General features: G+C 74.0%; 16 protein-coding genes. 2 read left to right on the top strand and 14 right to left on the bottom strand.

Annotated features, from left to right (window positions below; all coding sequences use genetic code 11):
- Positions 1 to 95 precede the first annotated feature (95 nt).
- Positions 96 to 1,115: an SMP-30/gluconolactonase/LRE family protein gene (locus CNQ36_RS31255; RefSeq protein WP_121548912.1), complete on the top strand. Its 1,020-nt coding sequence runs from the start codon at positions 96 to 98 to the stop codon at positions 1,113 to 1,115.
- Between the two features lie 4 nt (positions 1,116 to 1,119).
- On the opposite strand, the gene CNQ36_RS31250 is transcribed toward CNQ36_RS31255, so the two are convergent.
- A complete protein-coding gene (locus tag CNQ36_RS31250; RefSeq protein ID WP_121548911.1) occupies positions 1,120 to 1,710 on the bottom strand; it encodes a TetR/AcrR family transcriptional regulator in 591 nt (196 codons plus the stop codon).
- Between the two features lie 70 nt (positions 1,711 to 1,780).
- Positions 1,781 to 2,419, bottom strand: coding sequence for a TetR/AcrR family transcriptional regulator (locus CNQ36_RS31245; protein ID WP_004922300.1), 639 nt, complete (start codon positions 2,417 to 2,419; stop codon positions 1,781 to 1,783).
- Positions 2,420 to 2,562: 143 nt separating this feature from the next.
- Here CNQ36_RS31245 and CNQ36_RS31240 point away from each other — a divergent pair, with 143 nt between their 5' ends.
- The gene (locus CNQ36_RS31240; RefSeq protein WP_121548909.1) at positions 2,563 to 3,324 is read left to right on the top strand and encodes an SDR family NAD(P)-dependent oxidoreductase; all 762 of its coding nucleotides are present in this window, start codon (positions 2,563 to 2,565) and stop codon (positions 3,322 to 3,324) included.
- A gap of 12 nt (positions 3,325 to 3,336) precedes the next feature.
- On the opposite strand, the gene CNQ36_RS31235 is transcribed toward CNQ36_RS31240, so the two are convergent.
- From CNQ36_RS31235 to CNQ36_RS31180, 12 genes are all read right to left on the bottom strand, one after another.
- Entirely contained in the window at positions 3,337 to 4,242 is a 906-nt protein-coding gene (locus CNQ36_RS31235; RefSeq protein WP_121548907.1) for a LysR family transcriptional regulator, read from the bottom strand.
- A 35-nt stretch (positions 4,243 to 4,277) separates the two neighbouring features.
- Complete coding sequence (locus CNQ36_RS31230) at positions 4,278 to 5,477, bottom strand: glycine C-acetyltransferase (RefSeq protein ID WP_121548905.1); 1,200 nt, start codon at positions 5,475 to 5,477, stop codon at positions 4,278 to 4,280.
- Positions 5,478 to 5,506: 29 nt separating this feature from the next.
- Positions 5,507 to 6,535, bottom strand: a complete 1,029-nt coding sequence (gene tdh / locus CNQ36_RS31225; RefSeq protein ID WP_004922312.1) for an L-threonine 3-dehydrogenase — start codon at positions 6,533 to 6,535, stop codon at positions 5,507 to 5,509.
- 183 nt (positions 6,536 to 6,718) lie between these two features.
- Positions 6,719 to 7,294: a GAF domain-containing protein gene (locus tag CNQ36_RS31220; protein ID WP_121548903.1), complete on the bottom strand. Its 576-nt coding sequence runs from the start codon at positions 7,292 to 7,294 to the stop codon at positions 6,719 to 6,721.
- 58 nt (positions 7,295 to 7,352) lie between these two features.
- Positions 7,353 to 7,982 (bottom strand): GTP-binding protein, encoded by a 630-nt coding sequence (locus tag CNQ36_RS31215; RefSeq protein WP_040905509.1) that lies wholly within the window; start codon positions 7,980 to 7,982, stop codon positions 7,353 to 7,355.
- Positions 7,960 to 8,331, bottom strand: a complete 372-nt coding sequence (locus CNQ36_RS31210) for a DUF742 domain-containing protein (protein ID WP_040905512.1) — start codon at positions 8,329 to 8,331, stop codon at positions 7,960 to 7,962. The genes CNQ36_RS31215 and CNQ36_RS31210 overlap by 23 nt, the downstream gene beginning before the upstream one ends.
- Before the next feature lie 2 nt (positions 8,332 to 8,333).
- Entirely contained in the window at positions 8,334 to 8,768 is a 435-nt protein-coding gene (locus CNQ36_RS31205) for a roadblock/LC7 domain-containing protein (protein WP_121548901.1), read from the bottom strand.
- A gap of 74 nt (positions 8,769 to 8,842) precedes the next feature.
- Complete coding sequence (locus CNQ36_RS31200; protein ID WP_240659560.1) at positions 8,843 to 10,642, bottom strand: sensor histidine kinase; 1,800 nt, start codon at positions 10,640 to 10,642, stop codon at positions 8,843 to 8,845.
- Positions 10,643 to 11,369: 727 nt separating this feature from the next.
- Positions 11,370 to 12,104, bottom strand: coding sequence for an alpha/beta fold hydrolase (locus CNQ36_RS31195; RefSeq protein WP_121548899.1), 735 nt, complete (start codon positions 12,102 to 12,104; stop codon positions 11,370 to 11,372).
- 230 nt (positions 12,105 to 12,334) lie between these two features.
- Positions 12,335 to 13,528: an MBL fold metallo-hydrolase gene (locus CNQ36_RS31190; RefSeq protein ID WP_121548897.1), complete on the bottom strand. Its 1,194-nt coding sequence runs from the start codon at positions 13,526 to 13,528 to the stop codon at positions 12,335 to 12,337.
- 60 nt (positions 13,529 to 13,588) lie between these two features.
- Positions 13,589 to 14,374 carry an SGNH/GDSL hydrolase family protein gene (locus tag CNQ36_RS31185; RefSeq protein ID WP_121548896.1) on the bottom strand — a complete coding sequence of 262 codons (786 nt, stop codon included), beginning with the start codon at positions 14,372 to 14,374 and terminating at the stop codon, positions 13,589 to 13,591.
- Between the two features lie 205 nt (positions 14,375 to 14,579).
- Positions 14,580 to 15,509, bottom strand: coding sequence for a M23 family metallopeptidase (locus CNQ36_RS31180; protein ID WP_121548894.1), 930 nt, complete (start codon positions 15,507 to 15,509; stop codon positions 14,580 to 14,582).
- Position 15,510: the final 1 nt, after the last annotated feature.

Raw genomic sequence — 15,510 nt, 5'->3', positions numbered from 1 at the left:
CGACCGGCCTTGACGAACCGTAGCAACAACCGGACAACACTGTCCGGTTAGAGTGCGGGGGCACGACGACCTTCGGACAGGAAGAGTGACCCCCCATGCGACGACTCAGGAACCGATCCCTGGCCGCGCTCGCCGCCCTCGGCGCGCTGGCCCTGACCGGATGCGGCACCGGGACGCACCCGACCGGCGCCGGGGCCGCCCCCACCGCCACGGGCGGGACCATCACCGCCCACCCGTTCATGCGGCTGACCCCGGTCCACGACGAGACCGGGATGACGCTCCTGGAGGGCCCGGTCTTCGGCGAGGACGGGAAGCTTACGGTCGTCGACGTCACCGCCCCGGCCGGAGCGCCGAAGGTGCTGCGCGTCGACGTCCGGAAGAAGACGGCGCGCAAGCTCTTCACCGACGCGCGGGGCGCCTACACCTCGGCCCAGTTCAGCCCGTACGACGGCCGGCTCTACCTGTCCGACTTCGCGCACGGCGAGATCGTCTCCCTGGCGCCCGGCGGCGGCGACCGGCGCACCTTCTTCACCGGCGAGGTCGACGGCGCCCGGATGCGTCCGGACGACATCGCCTTCGACCGGGACGGCAACCTCTACGTCAGCGACTCCCTCGGCCTCTCCGAGGGCGAGGCGCGCGGACGCGTGGTGCGCGTCGCCCGCGACGGCGGGACCGCCACCGTCCTCGCCGACGGGCTGGCCGCGACGAACGGCATCTCGTTCGACGTCGGCTACCGCGGCCTGTGGATCAGCGAACTGACGGAGAACCGGATCTCCTACCTCACCGTCGAGAAGCGGCCCGGCGCGACCGGCCGGCACACCGCCGTCCGCGTCGACGCGGGCCTCGCCCAGACCGACTCGATCGCCGTGGACGCGGACGGCAACCTGTACCAGGCGCTGCACGGCCGCCCGGCGATGGCCGTGTACGACAAGTACGGCACACACCTCGCGACGGTGCGGGTACCGGCCCGCGCCGAGGGGCTGGAGTCGGCGACGAACGTGGCGATCACACCCGGCGGGACCCGGGCCTACATGACGGTCAGCGGACCCGCCGGCGGGTATCTGTACACCTTCGACGCGCTCGCCGCGGGCATACGGCAGTCCAACGGCGGCTGAGCGCTCATCCCCCGAAGGGCCGCACCGGCCCCACCGTGACGCCGATCAGCCGCCACGCCGCGAGCGCCCGGTGTTCGCGCCCCTCCCGCGTGGGGCCGGTGACGGCCCCGGACACCATGGCGACGGCGAGCATGAGGTCGTCCGGGTCCGCCAGCCGGTGGCCGTCCGGCAGGCACCCCCGCAGGGCGCGCTCGACCCGCTCGGAGAGCTCGCGGGCGTACGCGTGGGCGGCGAAGCGGCCGCTCGCTCCGTCGGCGTGCAGCAGCCCGATGAAGGCCGCCGACTGCGCCAGGTGCCAGGTCAGCACGCCGAGCACCCCGTCCGGGGTCGCGCCCCGGGCGGCGGCCGCCTGCTCGACCTCGCGCACGTTCTCCTCCAGGACCGCCGCCGCGACGGCGTCCCGGTCGGGGAAGTGCCGGTACAGCACGCCCTGCCCCACCCCGGCCCGGCGCGCGATCGCGGACAGCGGGGCGTCCAGACCGTGCGCCGCGAAGATCTCCCGGGCGGCGGCGACCAGAGCCTCCCGGTTGCCGGCGGCGGCCCTCGGCCCCCGGTTCGCGGGCCTGCGCCCGTCCGGCGTGGGTTGTGCGGTCATCCGGCCAGCGTAACGGGCGTGCGCCGGGCGCCCGGCGCCCCGGTGCGCGCCGCCGTCCCGTCCGGTGGCGCTATCCGACTCCCTGTGCGGCGACGGCGAGGGCCTGCCGCAGGGTCTCCACCAACTCGGCGCCCGCGGCGTCGCGTTCCTCCGGTGCCCGGTCCCCGTGCCAGGCGTGGTGCTCGACGGCGGCGCGCAGGGCCGCGTTGAACATCGCCGCACGGGTCGTCACCCGCAGGTCGTCGGCGGGCAGTCCGGACCGCTCGGCCAGGGCGCGGGCGAACGCCTGCTCGGCCTCGTCGTGGGTCCTGAGCCAGACGGCGCGCAGTCCGGGTTCGGTGCGGGTGAGCCGCACCAGGGCGCCGACGGTGCCGCGGTCCGGCCCGCCGGCGATGTCCGCGCCCTCGGTGAGCCACCGGTCCACGGCCTCCCGCAGGGGCCGGCCGGGCGGCCACTGGCGCAGGAAGGCGCTGACGGCGTCGACTCCTTCCGAGAAGAGCGGTGTCACACAGCTCTCCTTGCTCGGGAAGTAGCGCCACACGGTGCGCGCCGACAGCCCGACGGCGCGGCCGATCTGCTCGCCGGTCGTGGACGCGACGCCCTGGGTGACGAACAGCTCCACCGCGGCCCGGGCGATCTCCCGCCGGATCTCGGCCCTGCGCGTCTCGGTGAGGGGCGGTCGTCCCGTGCGGCCACGGGATGCGGTCATCGGTTCCTCCGGCTCCGCCGATCGTGTGATCGAGCTTACGGAGATCTTGCCCCACCACTTTATGTCACTCAGAGACATTAAGTCGTACGGTGAGGACGCCCGGGGCCGTCGGAGCCCCGCGCGGCGACGGACAGGAGAGCTTCATGGCCGGCACATTCGACGGACGCGGCGTCATCGTCACCGGGGCGGGGTCGGGGATAGGCCGCGCCGCCGCCCTGGCCTTCGCCGCCGAGGGCGGCCGGGTCCTGGTCGCGGACCTCGACGCGCGGGGCGCGGCGTCGGCGGTCGCGGCGATCGAGGCGGCCGGCGGCACCGCGGTCGCGGTCACCGGCGACCTAGCCGAACAGACGGTCGTGGACCGGGTGACGGAGACGGCCGTCGAGCGTTTCGGCGCGGTGGACGTCCTGGTGAACAACGCCGGGATCATGGACGGGATGACGGCGCTCGCCGATGTGACCGACGCGGAGTGGGAGCGCGTCCTGCGGGTCAACCTGACCGCTCCCTTCCTGCTCACTCGCGCGGTGCTGCCGCACATGCTGGCGGCGGGACGGGGCGTCGTCGTCAACACCGCCTCCGAGGCGGGCCTGCGCGGCAGCGCGGCGGGGGCCGCCTACACGGCCTCGAAGCACGGTGTCGTCGGGCTGACCCGGAACCTCGCGGTGATGTACCGCAAGCAGGGCATCCGCGCGAACGCGATCGCCCCGGGCGGCACCGCCACCGGCATCGCCGTCGACGCCGACCCCGCCGGGCACGGTCCCGCGGCCCTCGGCCCGCACTTCGTCAACCTGGGCCGCCTGGCCCGGCCGGAGGAGCAGGCCGCCGCCATCCTGTTCCTCGCCTCGGACGCGGCGAGGAACGTCAACGGGGCGATCCTGCCGGTGGACGACGGCTGGGCCGCCGTCTGATCCGGCGCCGGCCTACGCCTCCGCGGCCGCCGCGCGCAGGGCGTCCAGGACCGGCCGGATGAGGGGATGTCCCTCGGCGCCCCGGCGCACGGCGGCGAAGACGCGCCGGGTCGGGGCCACCCCGTCGACCGGGCGGACGACCACACCGGTCAGGTCCATGCCGCGCAGCGCCGAGCGGGGCACCAGGGCGACGCCCACGTCCGCCGAGGCGAGGGCGACCACCGCCCGGAAGTCGTCCGAGGAGTGCTCGAGGATCGGCTGGAAACCGGCGCTCTCGCAGGCGAGGACGACCACGTCGTGGCACGGGTTGCCGGGGAAGGGGCCGATCCAGGGGTCCTTGGCCAGCTCGGCGAGCGCCACCTCGGCGGTGCCGGCCAGCCGGTGGGTGACGGGGACGACCGCGTCGAAGGGCTCGGCGTACAGCGGTACGTGGGTCAGCCGGGGGTCGTCGGCGGACGGCGCCCCGCGGTACTCGACCGCCACGGCCACGTCGACCTGCCGGTCGAGGACCATCGGCAGGCTGGCGTCGCCCTCGGCGTCCTGGACCCGGATGCGGATGCCGGGCGCCGACCCGGCGAGGCGGGCCGCCGCGGGAGCGACGACCTGGGCGATGCCGGTGGCGAAGGCGGCGACCGTGACGGTGCCGGCCTCCCCCGAGCCGTAGGCGGCCAGTTCGGCCTCGGCCCGCTCCAGCTGGGCGAGGACGGCGTTGGTGTGGTTGAGCAGGATCTCGCCGGCCGGGGTCAGCCGTACGCCCTTGGCGCCGCGCTCGACGAGACGGTGGCCGGTCTCCTGCTCCAGGGCGGCGAGCTGCTGGGAGACGGCCGAGGGGGTCAGATACAGCGCGGCGGCCGCCGCCGTGACCGTGCGGTGGTCCGCCACCGCACGGAGGATGTGGAGCCGCCGCGCCTCGATCATGAAGCGATTGTCTCAAATCGCTCGGTGTGCTCCGCTCAGCCGTCGAGCTCCGCCCGGGCCGCCACGAAGGCGTCCACCGCCCGGTCGACGTCCTCGGTGGAGTGCGCGGCCGACAGCTGGACGCGGATGCGGGCCCGGTCCTGCGGGACGACCGGGTAGGAGAAGCCGATCACGTACACCCCGCGCTCCAGCAGCAGTTCCGCCATGCGGCCCGCCCTCGACGCGTCGCCGATCATCACCGGGGCGATGGCGTGGTCGCCGGGGAGGATGTCGAAGCCCTCCTCGGTCATCCGGCGGCGGAACAGGGCGGTGTTCTCGGCCAGCCGGACGCGCAGGTCGTCGGCCGACTCCAGCAGGTCGAGGACCTTCAGGGAGGCGGCGGCGATCACCGGGGCGAGCGTGTTGGAGAACAGGTATGGGCGGGACCGCTGGCGCAGCAGGGCGACGATCTCCGCGCGGGCGGCGACATAGCCGCCGGAGGCGCCGCCGAGGGCCTTGCCGAGGGTGCCGGTGAGGATGTCGACGCGGTCCATGACGCCGTGCAGCTCGGGGGTGCCGCGCCCGCCGGGGCCGACGAAGCCGACGGCGTGAGAGTCGTCGACCATGACCATGGCGCCGTGCCGGTCGGCGAGGTCGCAGATCTCGTCCAGCGGGGCGACGTAGCCGTCCATGGAGAAAACGCCGTCGGTGACGATGAGCTTGCGGCGGGCGCCGCCCTCGGCGGCCTCCTTCAGCTGGCGCTCCAGGTCGGCCATGTCGCGGTTGGCGTAGCGGAAGCGGCGGGCCTTGGAGAGCCGGATGCCGTCGATGATCGACGCGTGGTTCAGCGCGTCGGAGATCACCGCGTCCTCGGGGCCGAGCAGCGTCTCGAAGACGCCGCCGTTGGCGTCGAAGCAGGAGGAGTAGAGGATCGTGTCCTCCTGGCCGAGGAACGCCGACAGCCGCGCCTCGAGTTCCTTGTGCACCTCCTGCGTGCCGCAGATGAAGCGGACGGACGCCATGCCGTAGCCCCAGCGGTCCAGCGCCTCGTGGGCGGCGGCGACCACCTCGGGGTGGTCGGCGAGACCGAGGTAGTTGTTGGCGCAGAAGTTGAGCACCTCACCGGGGCGGCCGCCGGCCGTGACGTTCACGGTGGCGGACTGGGGGGTGCCGATGACGCGCTCGGGCTTGTGCAGCCCGGCGGCGCGGATCTCGTCGAGGGTGGCGCGCAGGTCGTCGCGCACGGAGTCGAACATCTCTGGGGCTCCTGAAAGAGGCGGGTGGCTTACGCGGTCCAGTCGAGGATGACCTTGCCGCCCTTGCCGGCGGCCGCTTCCTCGAAGGCGGCGTCGAAGTCGCGGTAGGAGTACCGGCCGGTGATCACCGGGGCGAGGTCGAGGCCGCCCTCCAGCAGCACCGACATGGCGTACCAGGTCTCGAACATCTCACGGCCGTAGATGCCCTTGATGGTGATCATCGAGGTGACGACGCGGGCCCAGTCGACCGCGAACTCCTCGGCAGGCAGGCCGAGCATGGCGATCCGGCCGCCGTGCGTCATGTTGTCGATCATGTCCCGCATGGCCTCGGGGCGGCCGGACATCTCCAGGCCGATGTCGAAGCCCTCGCGCAGTCCGAGGCCCTGCTGCCCGTCGGCGATGGTCGACTCGGCGACGTTCAGCGCCAGGGTCGCGCCGATCTTGCGGGCGAGTTCCAGCCGCTCCTCGCTGACGTCGGTGATCACGACGTTGCGCGCACCGGCGTGCCGGGCGACGGCGGCGGCCATCAGGCCGATCGGGCCGGCGCCCGTGATGAGCACGTCCTCGCCGACGAGCGGGAAGGACAGCGCGGTGTGCACGGCGTTGCCGAACGGGTCGAAGATCGCCGCGACGTCGAGGTCGACCGGCACCCGGTGCACCCAGACGTTCGTGGCGGGCAGCACGACGTACTCGGCGAAGGCGCCGTCCCGTCCGACGCCGAGGCCGACGGTGGCCCGGCACAGGTGGCGGCGGCCGGCCAGACAGTTGCGGCACTTGCCGCACACCAGGTGGCCCTCGCCGCTGACCCGGTCACCGGTGGTGATGTCGGTGACGTCGCGGCCGGTCCCGACGACCTCGCCGACGAACTCGTGCCCGAGGACCAGCGGGGTGCTGATCGTCTGCCGGGCCCAGCCGTCCCAGGACCGGATGTGCAGGTCGGTGCCGCAGATACCGGTGCGCAGCACCTTGATCAGCACGTCGCCGGGTCCGACGGCGGGCTCCGGGACGTCCGCGAGCCACAGCCCGGGCTCCGCCTTCTCCTTGACCAGCGCCTTCAACGCTACGGCTCCTGAGGGGTGAGTCCCGGCCCCCGGGCACGCCGAAGCGGCCCCGGTCCGGGAGGAGGAGTGGAATCGCACTGCAATCTGCCGTACAACACCCTCACCGGTCCATCGAGGTTTTCTTAAGCGCGGCCACAGCTTTGCTTCACGCCGTCACCCCATCGGCGGCGTCCGCGGTGCTCACGGCGGCAGCCCGTCGTCCTTCCGCCGCTCCAGCCGTACGACGAGGTCCGCGGCCTGCGCCTTGATGGCGGCGAGCCCCGGCTGCCCCCAGGCGCGTGGCCGGACGTCGGTGACCGACACGGTACCGAGCACCGTGCCGGTGCCGTCGATGAGGGGCGCGCCCAGGTAGGAGCGGACGCCGAACTCGTCCACCACCGGATTGCCCGCGAACCGCGGGTAGTCGCTCACGTCCTCCAGGACCAGTGCCTTGCGGCGGGCCACCACATGGGGGCAGAAGCCGTGCTCGCGGGGCAGTACGCGGCCCGGCAGCGCGCCGGTGCCGTCGCGGTGCGCGAGCGGCGCGACGGCCGGGGTGTGCAGGCCGGCGAAGAACTGCCCGTGCCCGCCGGGGAAGTTGACCATGGCGTACGGCGCGCCCGTGAGGTCGGCGAGGCCGTGGGCGAAGGCGTCGAGCCAGGGCTCGGGGTGTTGCCCGAGTCCCAGCAGACGCAGCCGGCGGGTGCGCTCCGGGGCCTCCTTGTCCTCGGGCGTGAGCAGCAGACGACCGGCCGGGCGGGGCGGGTCGTAGCTCATGGGCGGGCTCCCGGGGTGTGGGCGACGGTCATACAGGGGCTCCGAGGGTGTGCGGGGATCACATGTGGGCGCCATACCCCGTGGCGGGCGCGGGGGTGTGGGCGATGAGGTGCCGGACCAGGGTCAGCAGTGTCCGCACGCCGGAGCTGGAGATCCGGGCGTCGCAGGGGACGACGGGGGTGCCCGCGGGGAGGTCGAGGGCGGCGCGCACCTCCCCCGGGTCGTAGCGGAACGCTCCGTCGAACTCGTTGACGGCGACGATGAATCCGACGCCGCGCTGTTCGAAGAAGTCGACCGCCGCGAAGCACTCTTCGAGGCGCCGGGTGTCGGCGAGGACGACGGCGCCGAGCGCGCCCTCGCAGAGCTCGTCCCACATGAACCAGAACCGTTCCTGGCCGGGGGTGCCGAACAGGTACAGCACATGCTCCGCGTCGAGGGTGATGCGCCCGAAGTCCATGGCCACGGTCGTCTCCACCTTGTTCTCGACACCGTCGAGGCTGTCGGTGGCGGCGCCGGCCGTCGTGAGGAGTTCCTCCGTGCTGAGGGGCGCGATCTCGCTGACCGCGCCGACGAAGGTCGTCTTGCCCACGCCGAATCCGCCGGCCACGAGGATCTTCAGCGCGGTCGGGAAGGCATCGTCTCCGTGGTCCGCTCCGCCGGCGCGGTCAGAGCTGTCGTCGTAGTCCATCGAGCACTGCCTCCAGAAGGGCCCGGTCCGTCGGGGTGTGGTGGAACGCGGGGGGCTTGTCGGTCAGCGCCCCGCAGTCGACGAGGTCCGCCAGCAGCACCTTGGTGACGGCCACCGGCAGCCCGAGATGGGCGGCTACCTCGGCGACCGGGACGGGGGCGCGGCACAGGTCGAGGGCCTGCGCGTGTTCGGGGCCGAGATAGCCGAACGGGGTGGCGCCGGTGGCCCGGACCTGCGACAGCAGGTCGAGGGCGACGGTGGGACGGGTGCGGCCGTTGCTGACGGTGAAGGGGCGCACCAGCCGTCCGGCCGCGTCGTCGAGCCAGGGCCCGTCACCGGCCGCCATCACGCTCAAGGCCTCATCGCCGGCGGTTCGACGCCCTGCTGGCGGGGAGCGGTCACCAGGTACGGCCGTACGGACTTGACCAGCATCGCCATCTCGTAGCCGAGCACCGCCGCGTCGGCCTCGCGGCCGGCCAGCACGGCGAGGCAGGTCCCGGAGCCTGCGGTGGTGACGAACAGCAGGGTCGAGTCGAGTTCGACGACGACCTGCCGGACGTCGCCGCCGTCGCCGAACCGGACGCCGGCACTGCGGCCGAGGGAGTACAGGCCGGAGGCCAGCGCCGCCATGTGGTCGGCCGCGTCGGGGTCGAGGCCGTGCACGGACTTCACCAGCCCGTCGCAGGAGAGCAGGACGGCGCTGCTGGTGTGCGGCACGCGTTGCACGAGGCCGCTCATCAGCCAGTCGAGGTCGGATACCTGGGCGGTCGGCGCATCGCTCGCCATGGTGGATCGACTCCTTGGGGTACGAAGGTCTGCGGGAGCGCTGAGGTCGGGGGCGGTGGGGGGAGCGGGGGTGGTCATCCGGCGGGCGCGCTCCCGTCCTGCCGGGACTCCGCGAGGCTGACGCCGCGCTGGAAGGCCGCCATCAGCTGGGGGTCGTGGCCGGCGGCGCGGTCGCCGTCCTGGCGGGGCGCGGGACCGTCGCGGAGCTGCGGCGCGATGTGCTCCTGGGCACGTCTGCGGGGCAGTTGGGGTCTGCCCATGGTGCCGCGCACCGTGCCGACGCGGGGGACGGGCGGCGTGGTCCCGGGGTCCGTGCGGGTGTCCGGGTCCGCCCGCCGGACGCCGGGCACGGCCTCGGCGGGGTTGGGGCGCGCCTCCCGGGCGACGCGCAGGGGCAGCGGCGGTGCGGCCCCGTTGCCGCCGGGCGGCCCGGCCGGGGCGGCGGGACGGGGCTCCGGGCCGGCCGGGGTGGAAGGCGCGGCCGGCGCGTGCGCGGAGCCGCCGCCGTACGGGGTGCCGGGGCCCTCCACCGGGGCGGGTACGGCGGGCAGATGGCGGACCGCGGGGACGGCACCGGTGTCACCAGGCCCCTGTTCCCGCCCCGCCGCTCCCGTGTCCTGGCCGCCGGTCAGGGCGCCCGGCTCGGTGCCGAGAAGTGCCTGCGGCACCACGAGCACGGCCTGCACCCCGCCGTAGATGTTGCTGCGGAGCCGGACGCGGATGCCGTGCCGCCTGGCGAGCTGGGAGACCACGAACAGGCCGATCCGGCCGTCGGCCAGCAGGCTGGCGACCTGCACCTGGTCGGGGTCGGTGAGCAGCGCGTTCATCCGGTCCTGCTCGCCGACGGGCATGCCAAGCCCGCGGTCCTCGACCTCGACGGCGAGCCCGGAGGTGACGAGGTCGGCGCGCAGCAGCACCTGGGTGTGCGGGGCGGAGAACACGGTGGCGTTCTCGACGAGTTCGGCGAGCAGGTGGATGACGTCGGCGACGGCGTGTCCGCGCAGGGTGCCCTCGACCGGCGGCACCAGCTTGACCCGCGAGTACTGCTCGACCTCGGCGATCGCCGCGCGCAGCACCTCGGTCATGGAGACGGGGTTGCTCCACTGCCGCCGGGAGACGGCCCCGCCGAGCACGGCGAGGTTCTCGGCGTGCCGGCGGATGCGGGTGGCGAGGTGGTCGACGTGGAAGAGCCCCTTGAGCAGGTCGGGGTCCTCCATCTCGTTCTCCAGCTCGTCGAGGAGGGAGATCTCGCGGTGCACCAGGGACTGCAGCCGCCGGGCGAGGTTGACGAACACCTCGAGCTTCTGTTCGCTGCCGGCCCGGCCGGAGAGCCGGGACGCCTCCACGACGGCGGTGACGGCGGCGTCGTGCGCCCGGTCGAGGTCGGCGGCGAGCACGTCGAAGTCTTCGGCGTCCTCGGCGTCGTCGGGGTGTTCGGTTCGCCGTCCGTGTGCGGGCGGGGCGTCGCCGCGGCGCAGTGTCCCGACGAGGGCGCGCAGGTCCTCCTCGCGCCGGGCGGTGCTCCGGCGCAGGGCCGCGACGCGGTCGTGCACGGACCGGGCGGCGCGGTCGGCGGCCACGGCGGCGATGACGATGCCGGCGCACGTCACCGAGGTGGCGCCGCCGAGCACGGCCCACAGGGTGGGGCCCGGCCGGACGCCGGTGGAGCGGACGGTGAAGAGCACGGCCGCGCAGGCGCTGAGGGCGACCGCCACGGGCGGCAGCACGGCGAGACGCAGCAGCTGGGGCCGTAGCTGGCCCTCGGTCGGCACGGGGCCGGTACGGGACGGCGGCCGCCCGTGCCGTCCGCCCTCGCGGCGCTCCTGGCGGGTGGCCGGGCCCGTCCGGCGGGCCCGGGATCCGGCGGGGATCACGGCACCGCGGTCCGGCCGGCGGGCCACGACCGCGGTGCCGGCGGGCGCCTGCTCGCTGGTGCCCCGCGCCCGGGCGCCCGGGGCGCCGGCCGGGCCCGGGCGCCGGGGTCCCTCGCCCCGTCCGCTCCCTCGTCCGCCTTGTGGCTGCACGTACCGGTCCCCGCTCCCTGATCCGACTGCTGGACGCGGCCCCTGGGCATGACGCGCCCTTCGACGTGAGGTGCCGCGCGCCGCCCGACCGACACTCACCGTAGTCGTCACCGCATCATGTGCGGTGGGCAGTTGACAAACTGGTGCGGACACCGTCGCGCTCTGGTATGAGGCGTCGTACGACAGACCGATAACCGTTCAGCCCAAGGGATCGAGAGTGGACAGAGCGCGGTCGAGGCTGGTCACAAGCGGTCGTCATGAGTCCGCGGGGCGGAGCGGCCTCCGGCGGAGGGACCCGCACCGGCCCACCTTCCCTCGCCCGGGACCGACGAGCGGGGGCCTCCGGCCCGCTCCTGCACCCCTCACCCCTCCGGCCAGAACATCACCCTCCGTAGCGATCGGGCCAGGGCGCCGAGGGAGCGCCGCCGCGGGCGGTGTTCAAGTAGTGATCACCGATGGCCCGCATGGTGGGACCGGCGGGGCCGCGGTCCCAGAAGCGGGCGCTTCAGGACAGCGCGTAGTGCCGGCCGAGCAGTTCCCCCACCGAGCCGCCCCGGCCGCGTGGATCACCTCCGCCTCACCCACAGGAAGCGGGCAGCTCCCGGGCGAAACGGCGGACGGCGTCGGTGAAGGCGGCCGGATCGTCGAAGTTCGCTAGATGTCCCGCCCGCGGAATCAGCTCGACGCGGGCGTGCGGATGCGCGCGGGCGAAGTCCGACTCGCCGGACCGGAAGACGGGGTCCTTCTCACCGTTGAGGATGAGCACGGGAGCCGTCACGTGCCGCATCGCACCCGCGTCGAAGCGGCCGAGCACCTCGCCCCAGGCGGCCGGCAGGGTGTGGAAGGCGTAGCCGGAGCGGATGGTCGCCTCCACCACCTCGGGCGGGTAGAGCCGGCGCAGCAACCGGTCGTTCCACCGGGCCAGCCGGTCCGCCGGGACACGGGGGACGAGTCCGGTGACCCATCGGTACGGCGTCGCCCACGGGCCACGAGTGGAGGCGCTGGCCCCGGCGAGGACCAGCCCCCGCAGCCGCTCGGGGAAGCGCCGCGCGAACTCCAGCGAGGCGTATCCGCCGAGCGAGTGCCCGACGACCAGGGCCGGTCCGCGGTCGAGCGAGTCCACCGCGGCGGCGATGATCTCCGACGCCGCGTCCAGGCTCCAGGGCTCGGCGGAGCGGGCGCCGTGGCCCGGCAGGTCGACGGCGGCCACCCGGAAGTCCTTCTGGAGCGCGGCGAGCTGCGGGCTCCACTGTCCCGCGCTGAACCGCGTCCCGTGCACCAGGACGACGGGCGGCGCGTCCGCTGCCGTCATGAGTCCCCCACTTCCTCGCTCCCCTCCGCCCGGCGTCACCGCTCGGTCGCCGTCGAAGCCGCCGCCGGAGTCCGCTTCGGCGCTGCCCTGGCCGACCCCCGGCTCGGGTGCGTCCGGCGGCCCCCCGGCCTCCCGGTGCTGCCTCCCCTTCATGCCGGAGAGGGCCGTCCCGGTCATGAGGCCCGCGACACAGGCCGGCATGAACCGTCCCGAAGGTGAGGGACCGGAGCTCACCGCTCGCCGGCGAGGTCGAGATCCCCCTTGCTCGTCCCGGCCACGCCCTCGGCGCTCCGGGGACGGTTCCACGAACGGGCGACCGGACCGGACACCGCCCGCCACCACGGCTCCACCGGCAGCTCCCCCGCCGGCTCGAAAGGCTCGCCCGGCCGGGGGAACGCCACCGCCTGGCCCGCCTCCTCGCCCGCGTCCCTCATCCACTCCCCCGGCTCCGCCCAGGCGTGCGGCGCCAGGTTGAAGGTGGCCCAGTGGATGGGCAGCAGCACACCGGCCGCGTCCCCGCCCTGCAGGTCGAGATGGGCCCGGACGCCCTCCTCGGGCGTCATGTGGATGTCGGGCCAGAAGTCCGAGTAGGCGCCCACCTGGATCATCGTGGCGTCGAACGGGCCGTGACCGGCGCCGATGTCCTTGAAGCCATCGAAGTAGCCGGTGTCACCGCTGTGGTAGACGCGGTGCTCCTCGCCCTCGACCACCCAGGAGGCCCACAGGGTGTGCTGGGTGTTGCGCAGGCCCCGGCCGCAGAAGTGGCGGGCCGGGGTGGCGGTGAGGGTGAGCCCGCCGACCTTCGTCGTCTCGTGCCAGTCCAGTTCGCGCAGCCGGCCGGCGGACACGCCCCAGTGCTCCAGGTGCGCGCCGACGCCGAGGGGCACCGCGAACAGGGTGTCCGTGCCGGCCAGCGCCTTGATCGTGGGCAGGTCCAGGTGGTCGTAGTGGTCGTGGGAGATCACGACGACGTCGACCGGGCCGAGCGCGGCCAGCGGCAGCGGCACGGGGTGCAGCCGCCTGGGGCCGGCGAAGGGGAACGGCGAGCAGCGCTCACCCCAGACGGGGTCGAACAGGACCCGGTGGCCGTCGATCTCCGCGAGCACGCCGGAGTGGCCCATCCAGGTCAGCCGCAGGCCCGTGGCCGGCGGACGGGAGATGTCGGCCAGGGTGGTCGGGTGCACCGGGATCGCGCCCTTGGGGGCGCGCCGGGACCGGGAGTCCTTGTCGAAGTAGGTCCTCGCCAGGTCCCGGGTCGATCCGGACGGGCGGATCCGGGCGGGGCCCCCGGGGTTCTGGAAGACGCCGTCCTTGAAGTGCGGGGACCTGCGGATGCGCGCCATGCGCTCGCCGCCGGGGTCCGCGCCGAAGGACTCGGGCCGCAGGGCGCGCAGCCCGGAGCGATCGGAACGGGTGACGGCCACGGTGCCTCCAGGTGGAGTCGGTCAGACATTCCATTATGTGCGTGCGGCGGTACCCGGCGCTCAGGCCACCGTGGCGATCCGTACCTTGATGTCGTCGGGCGAGAGCGTCCCCTTCGCCCGCACGTGGTCGCCCGAGGACTGCCCGCGTAGCCGGCGGCCGATCCACGGCACCAGGTACTCGCGCGCCCACTGGACGTCGTCCCGCCGGACGTCGAAGGCGCCGCGGGGCGGCAGGGGCGGCCACGGCTGTTCCGGGTCGGCGGGGATCTCCATGCCGAGGAGCTGCCCCGCCCGCAGCGCGACGCGGGTGTGTCCCTCCGGCGACAGGTGCAGCCGGTCGGCGTCCCAGGCCCTGCGGTCCTGGACGCTCCTGAGGGACCACAGGTCGAGCACGGGGCAGCCGTAGCGGTCGGCGACGGCCCGCACATGCCCGTTGTACGTCGCGATCTTGCCGCGCAGGTGCTTCAGCAGGGGCACGCCGCGGGTGTCGAACCCCGTGGTCACCATGACGGTGCCGGACACGGCGGTGAGCGCGGCGACCGCCCGCTCGAAGCGCTCGGCCACCTCGTCCGGGTCGGTTCCGGGACGGATGATGTCGTTGCCGCCCGCGCAGAACGTGACCAGGTCGGGGGCGAGCTGGACGGCGCGGGGCAGCTGGTGGGCCACGATCTGGTCCAGCAGCTTTCCGCGCACGGCGAGGTTGGTGTACGCGAAGTCCCCTTCGGGGCGGCGGTCGGCGAGAAGTACGGCGAACCGGTCGGCCCAGCCGACGAACGCCCCGTCGGGGCCGGGGTCGCCGACGCCTTCGGTGAAGCTGTCCCCCACCGCCACGTACGACCCGATCACTGCTCTGCTGTCACTCTTCGAATCGTCTGCCACAGCTGCACATGATTCACCTTCCAATGTGACCTACGCGACCGTAAGGAGGGGTTGACGTGCGGTGAGATAAGACACCCTCAAAATGTTGGCCAACTCCGGAATACGCCGGTGGCCGGCCCCGTGGATCGGGGCCGGCCACCGGCGCGCGTGTCAGGAAGGGTGTCGCAGGGGGTCAGATCGAGACGCCCTTGCCACGAAGGTAGGAGACCGGGTCCACGTCCGAGCCGTAGTCCGGGGTGGTGCGGATCTCGAAGTGCAGGTGCGGGCCGGTCACGTTGCCGGTCGCGCCGGAGAGGCCGACCTGCTGGCCGGCGGTGACGGTCTGGCCGGCCGAGACGGACAGCGAGGACAGGTGGGCGTACTGGGCGTAGTAGCCGTCATTGAGCTTGATGACGACCTGGTTGCCGTACGCGCCGCCGTAGCCGGCGGAGACGACGGTGCCCGCGCCGACGGCCTTCAGGGAGGTGCCGGTCGGGACGGCGAAGTCGACACCGGTGTGGTAGCCGCTGGACCACATGCTGCCGGCCACCTTGTAGGCGGTGCCGAGGCCGCCGCCGGGCACCGGGGAGGTGTAACCGGAGGTGCTCGCGGCCTGGTCGGTGCTCGTGGACTGGGCGGAGGTGTCCGAGGCGGACTGCTCCGACGGCTGCGCGGCGGGCTTCTCGGCCTTCTTCTCCGCGGCGGCCTCGGGGGCCTTCGGGGTGGACGACTTCTTCGGGGTGCTCGCGGCGGCCTTGCCCTCGAGGGAGAGCTTCAGGCCGGGGTGGATGAGCGACGGGTCGGACCCGACGGCATCGCGGTTGTCCGCGTAGAGCTTCTTCCAGCCGCCGTCGACGTGCTCGGCCTCGGCGATCTTCGCGAGGTAGTCGCCCGCCTTCACGGTGTACGTGCGGGCGTCGTCGCCCTTCTCGGCGGCGGCCGACTGGCCGGCGGCGGAAAGGGACTGGACGGTCTTTCCGGGGGCGGTCTGCGGCGTGGCGGCGTGCGCGCCGGTGGCGCCGAGAAGCGGCAGGGCGAGTACGGCGCCACCGGTTCCGGCGACGGCGATGGAACGGGTCAGACGCTGGGCCGTGGTACGGCGGTGCTTACCCTTCGCGGGCATG

This window comes from Streptomyces fungicidicus, assembly GCF_003665435.1.
Lineage (GTDB): Bacteria > Actinomycetota > Actinomycetes > Streptomycetales > Streptomycetaceae > Streptomyces > Streptomyces fungicidicus.
The sequence above is the reverse complement of the archived record's forward strand: the minus strand, read 5'-3'. Positions and strand labels throughout refer to the sequence as shown.

What these genes read in the sequence shown, in the direction of transcription:
- CNQ36_RS31195 (WP_121548899.1), bottom strand. Translation starts at nt 12,104, where the DNA reads ATGACGGCAGCGGACGCGCCGCCCGTCGTCCTGGTGCACGGGACGCGG.
- CNQ36_RS31220 (WP_121548903.1), bottom strand. Translation starts at nt 7,294, where the DNA reads ATGAGCTACGACCCGCCCCGCCCGGCCGGTCGTCTGCTGCTCACGCCC.
- CNQ36_RS31245 (WP_004922300.1), bottom strand. Translation starts at nt 2,419, where the DNA reads ATGACCGCATCCCGTGGCCGCACGGGACGACCGCCCCTCACCGAGACG.
- CNQ36_RS31255 (WP_121548912.1), top strand. Translation starts at nt 96, where the DNA reads ATGCGACGACTCAGGAACCGATCCCTGGCCGCGCTCGCCGCCCTCGGC.
- CNQ36_RS31250 (WP_121548911.1), bottom strand. Translation starts at nt 1,710, where the DNA reads ATGACCGCACAACCCACGCCGGACGGGCGCAGGCCCGCGAACCGGGGG.
- CNQ36_RS31230 (WP_121548905.1), bottom strand. Translation starts at nt 5,477, where the DNA reads ATGTTCGACTCCGTGCGCGACGACCTGCGCGCCACCCTCGACGAGATC.
- CNQ36_RS31180 (WP_121548894.1), bottom strand. Translation starts at nt 15,509, where the DNA reads ATGCCCGCGAAGGGTAAGCACCGCCGTACCACGGCCCAGCGTCTGACC.
- CNQ36_RS31235 (WP_121548907.1), bottom strand. Translation starts at nt 4,242, where the DNA reads ATGATCGAGGCGCGGCGGCTCCACATCCTCCGTGCGGTGGCGGACCAC.
- CNQ36_RS31240 (WP_121548909.1), top strand. Translation starts at nt 2,563, where the DNA reads ATGGCCGGCACATTCGACGGACGCGGCGTCATCGTCACCGGGGCGGGG.
- CNQ36_RS31205 (WP_121548901.1), bottom strand. Translation starts at nt 8,768, where the DNA reads ATGGCGAGCGATGCGCCGACCGCCCAGGTATCCGACCTCGACTGGCTG.
- CNQ36_RS31215 (WP_040905509.1), bottom strand. Translation starts at nt 7,982, where the DNA reads ATGGACTACGACGACAGCTCTGACCGCGCCGGCGGAGCGGACCACGGA.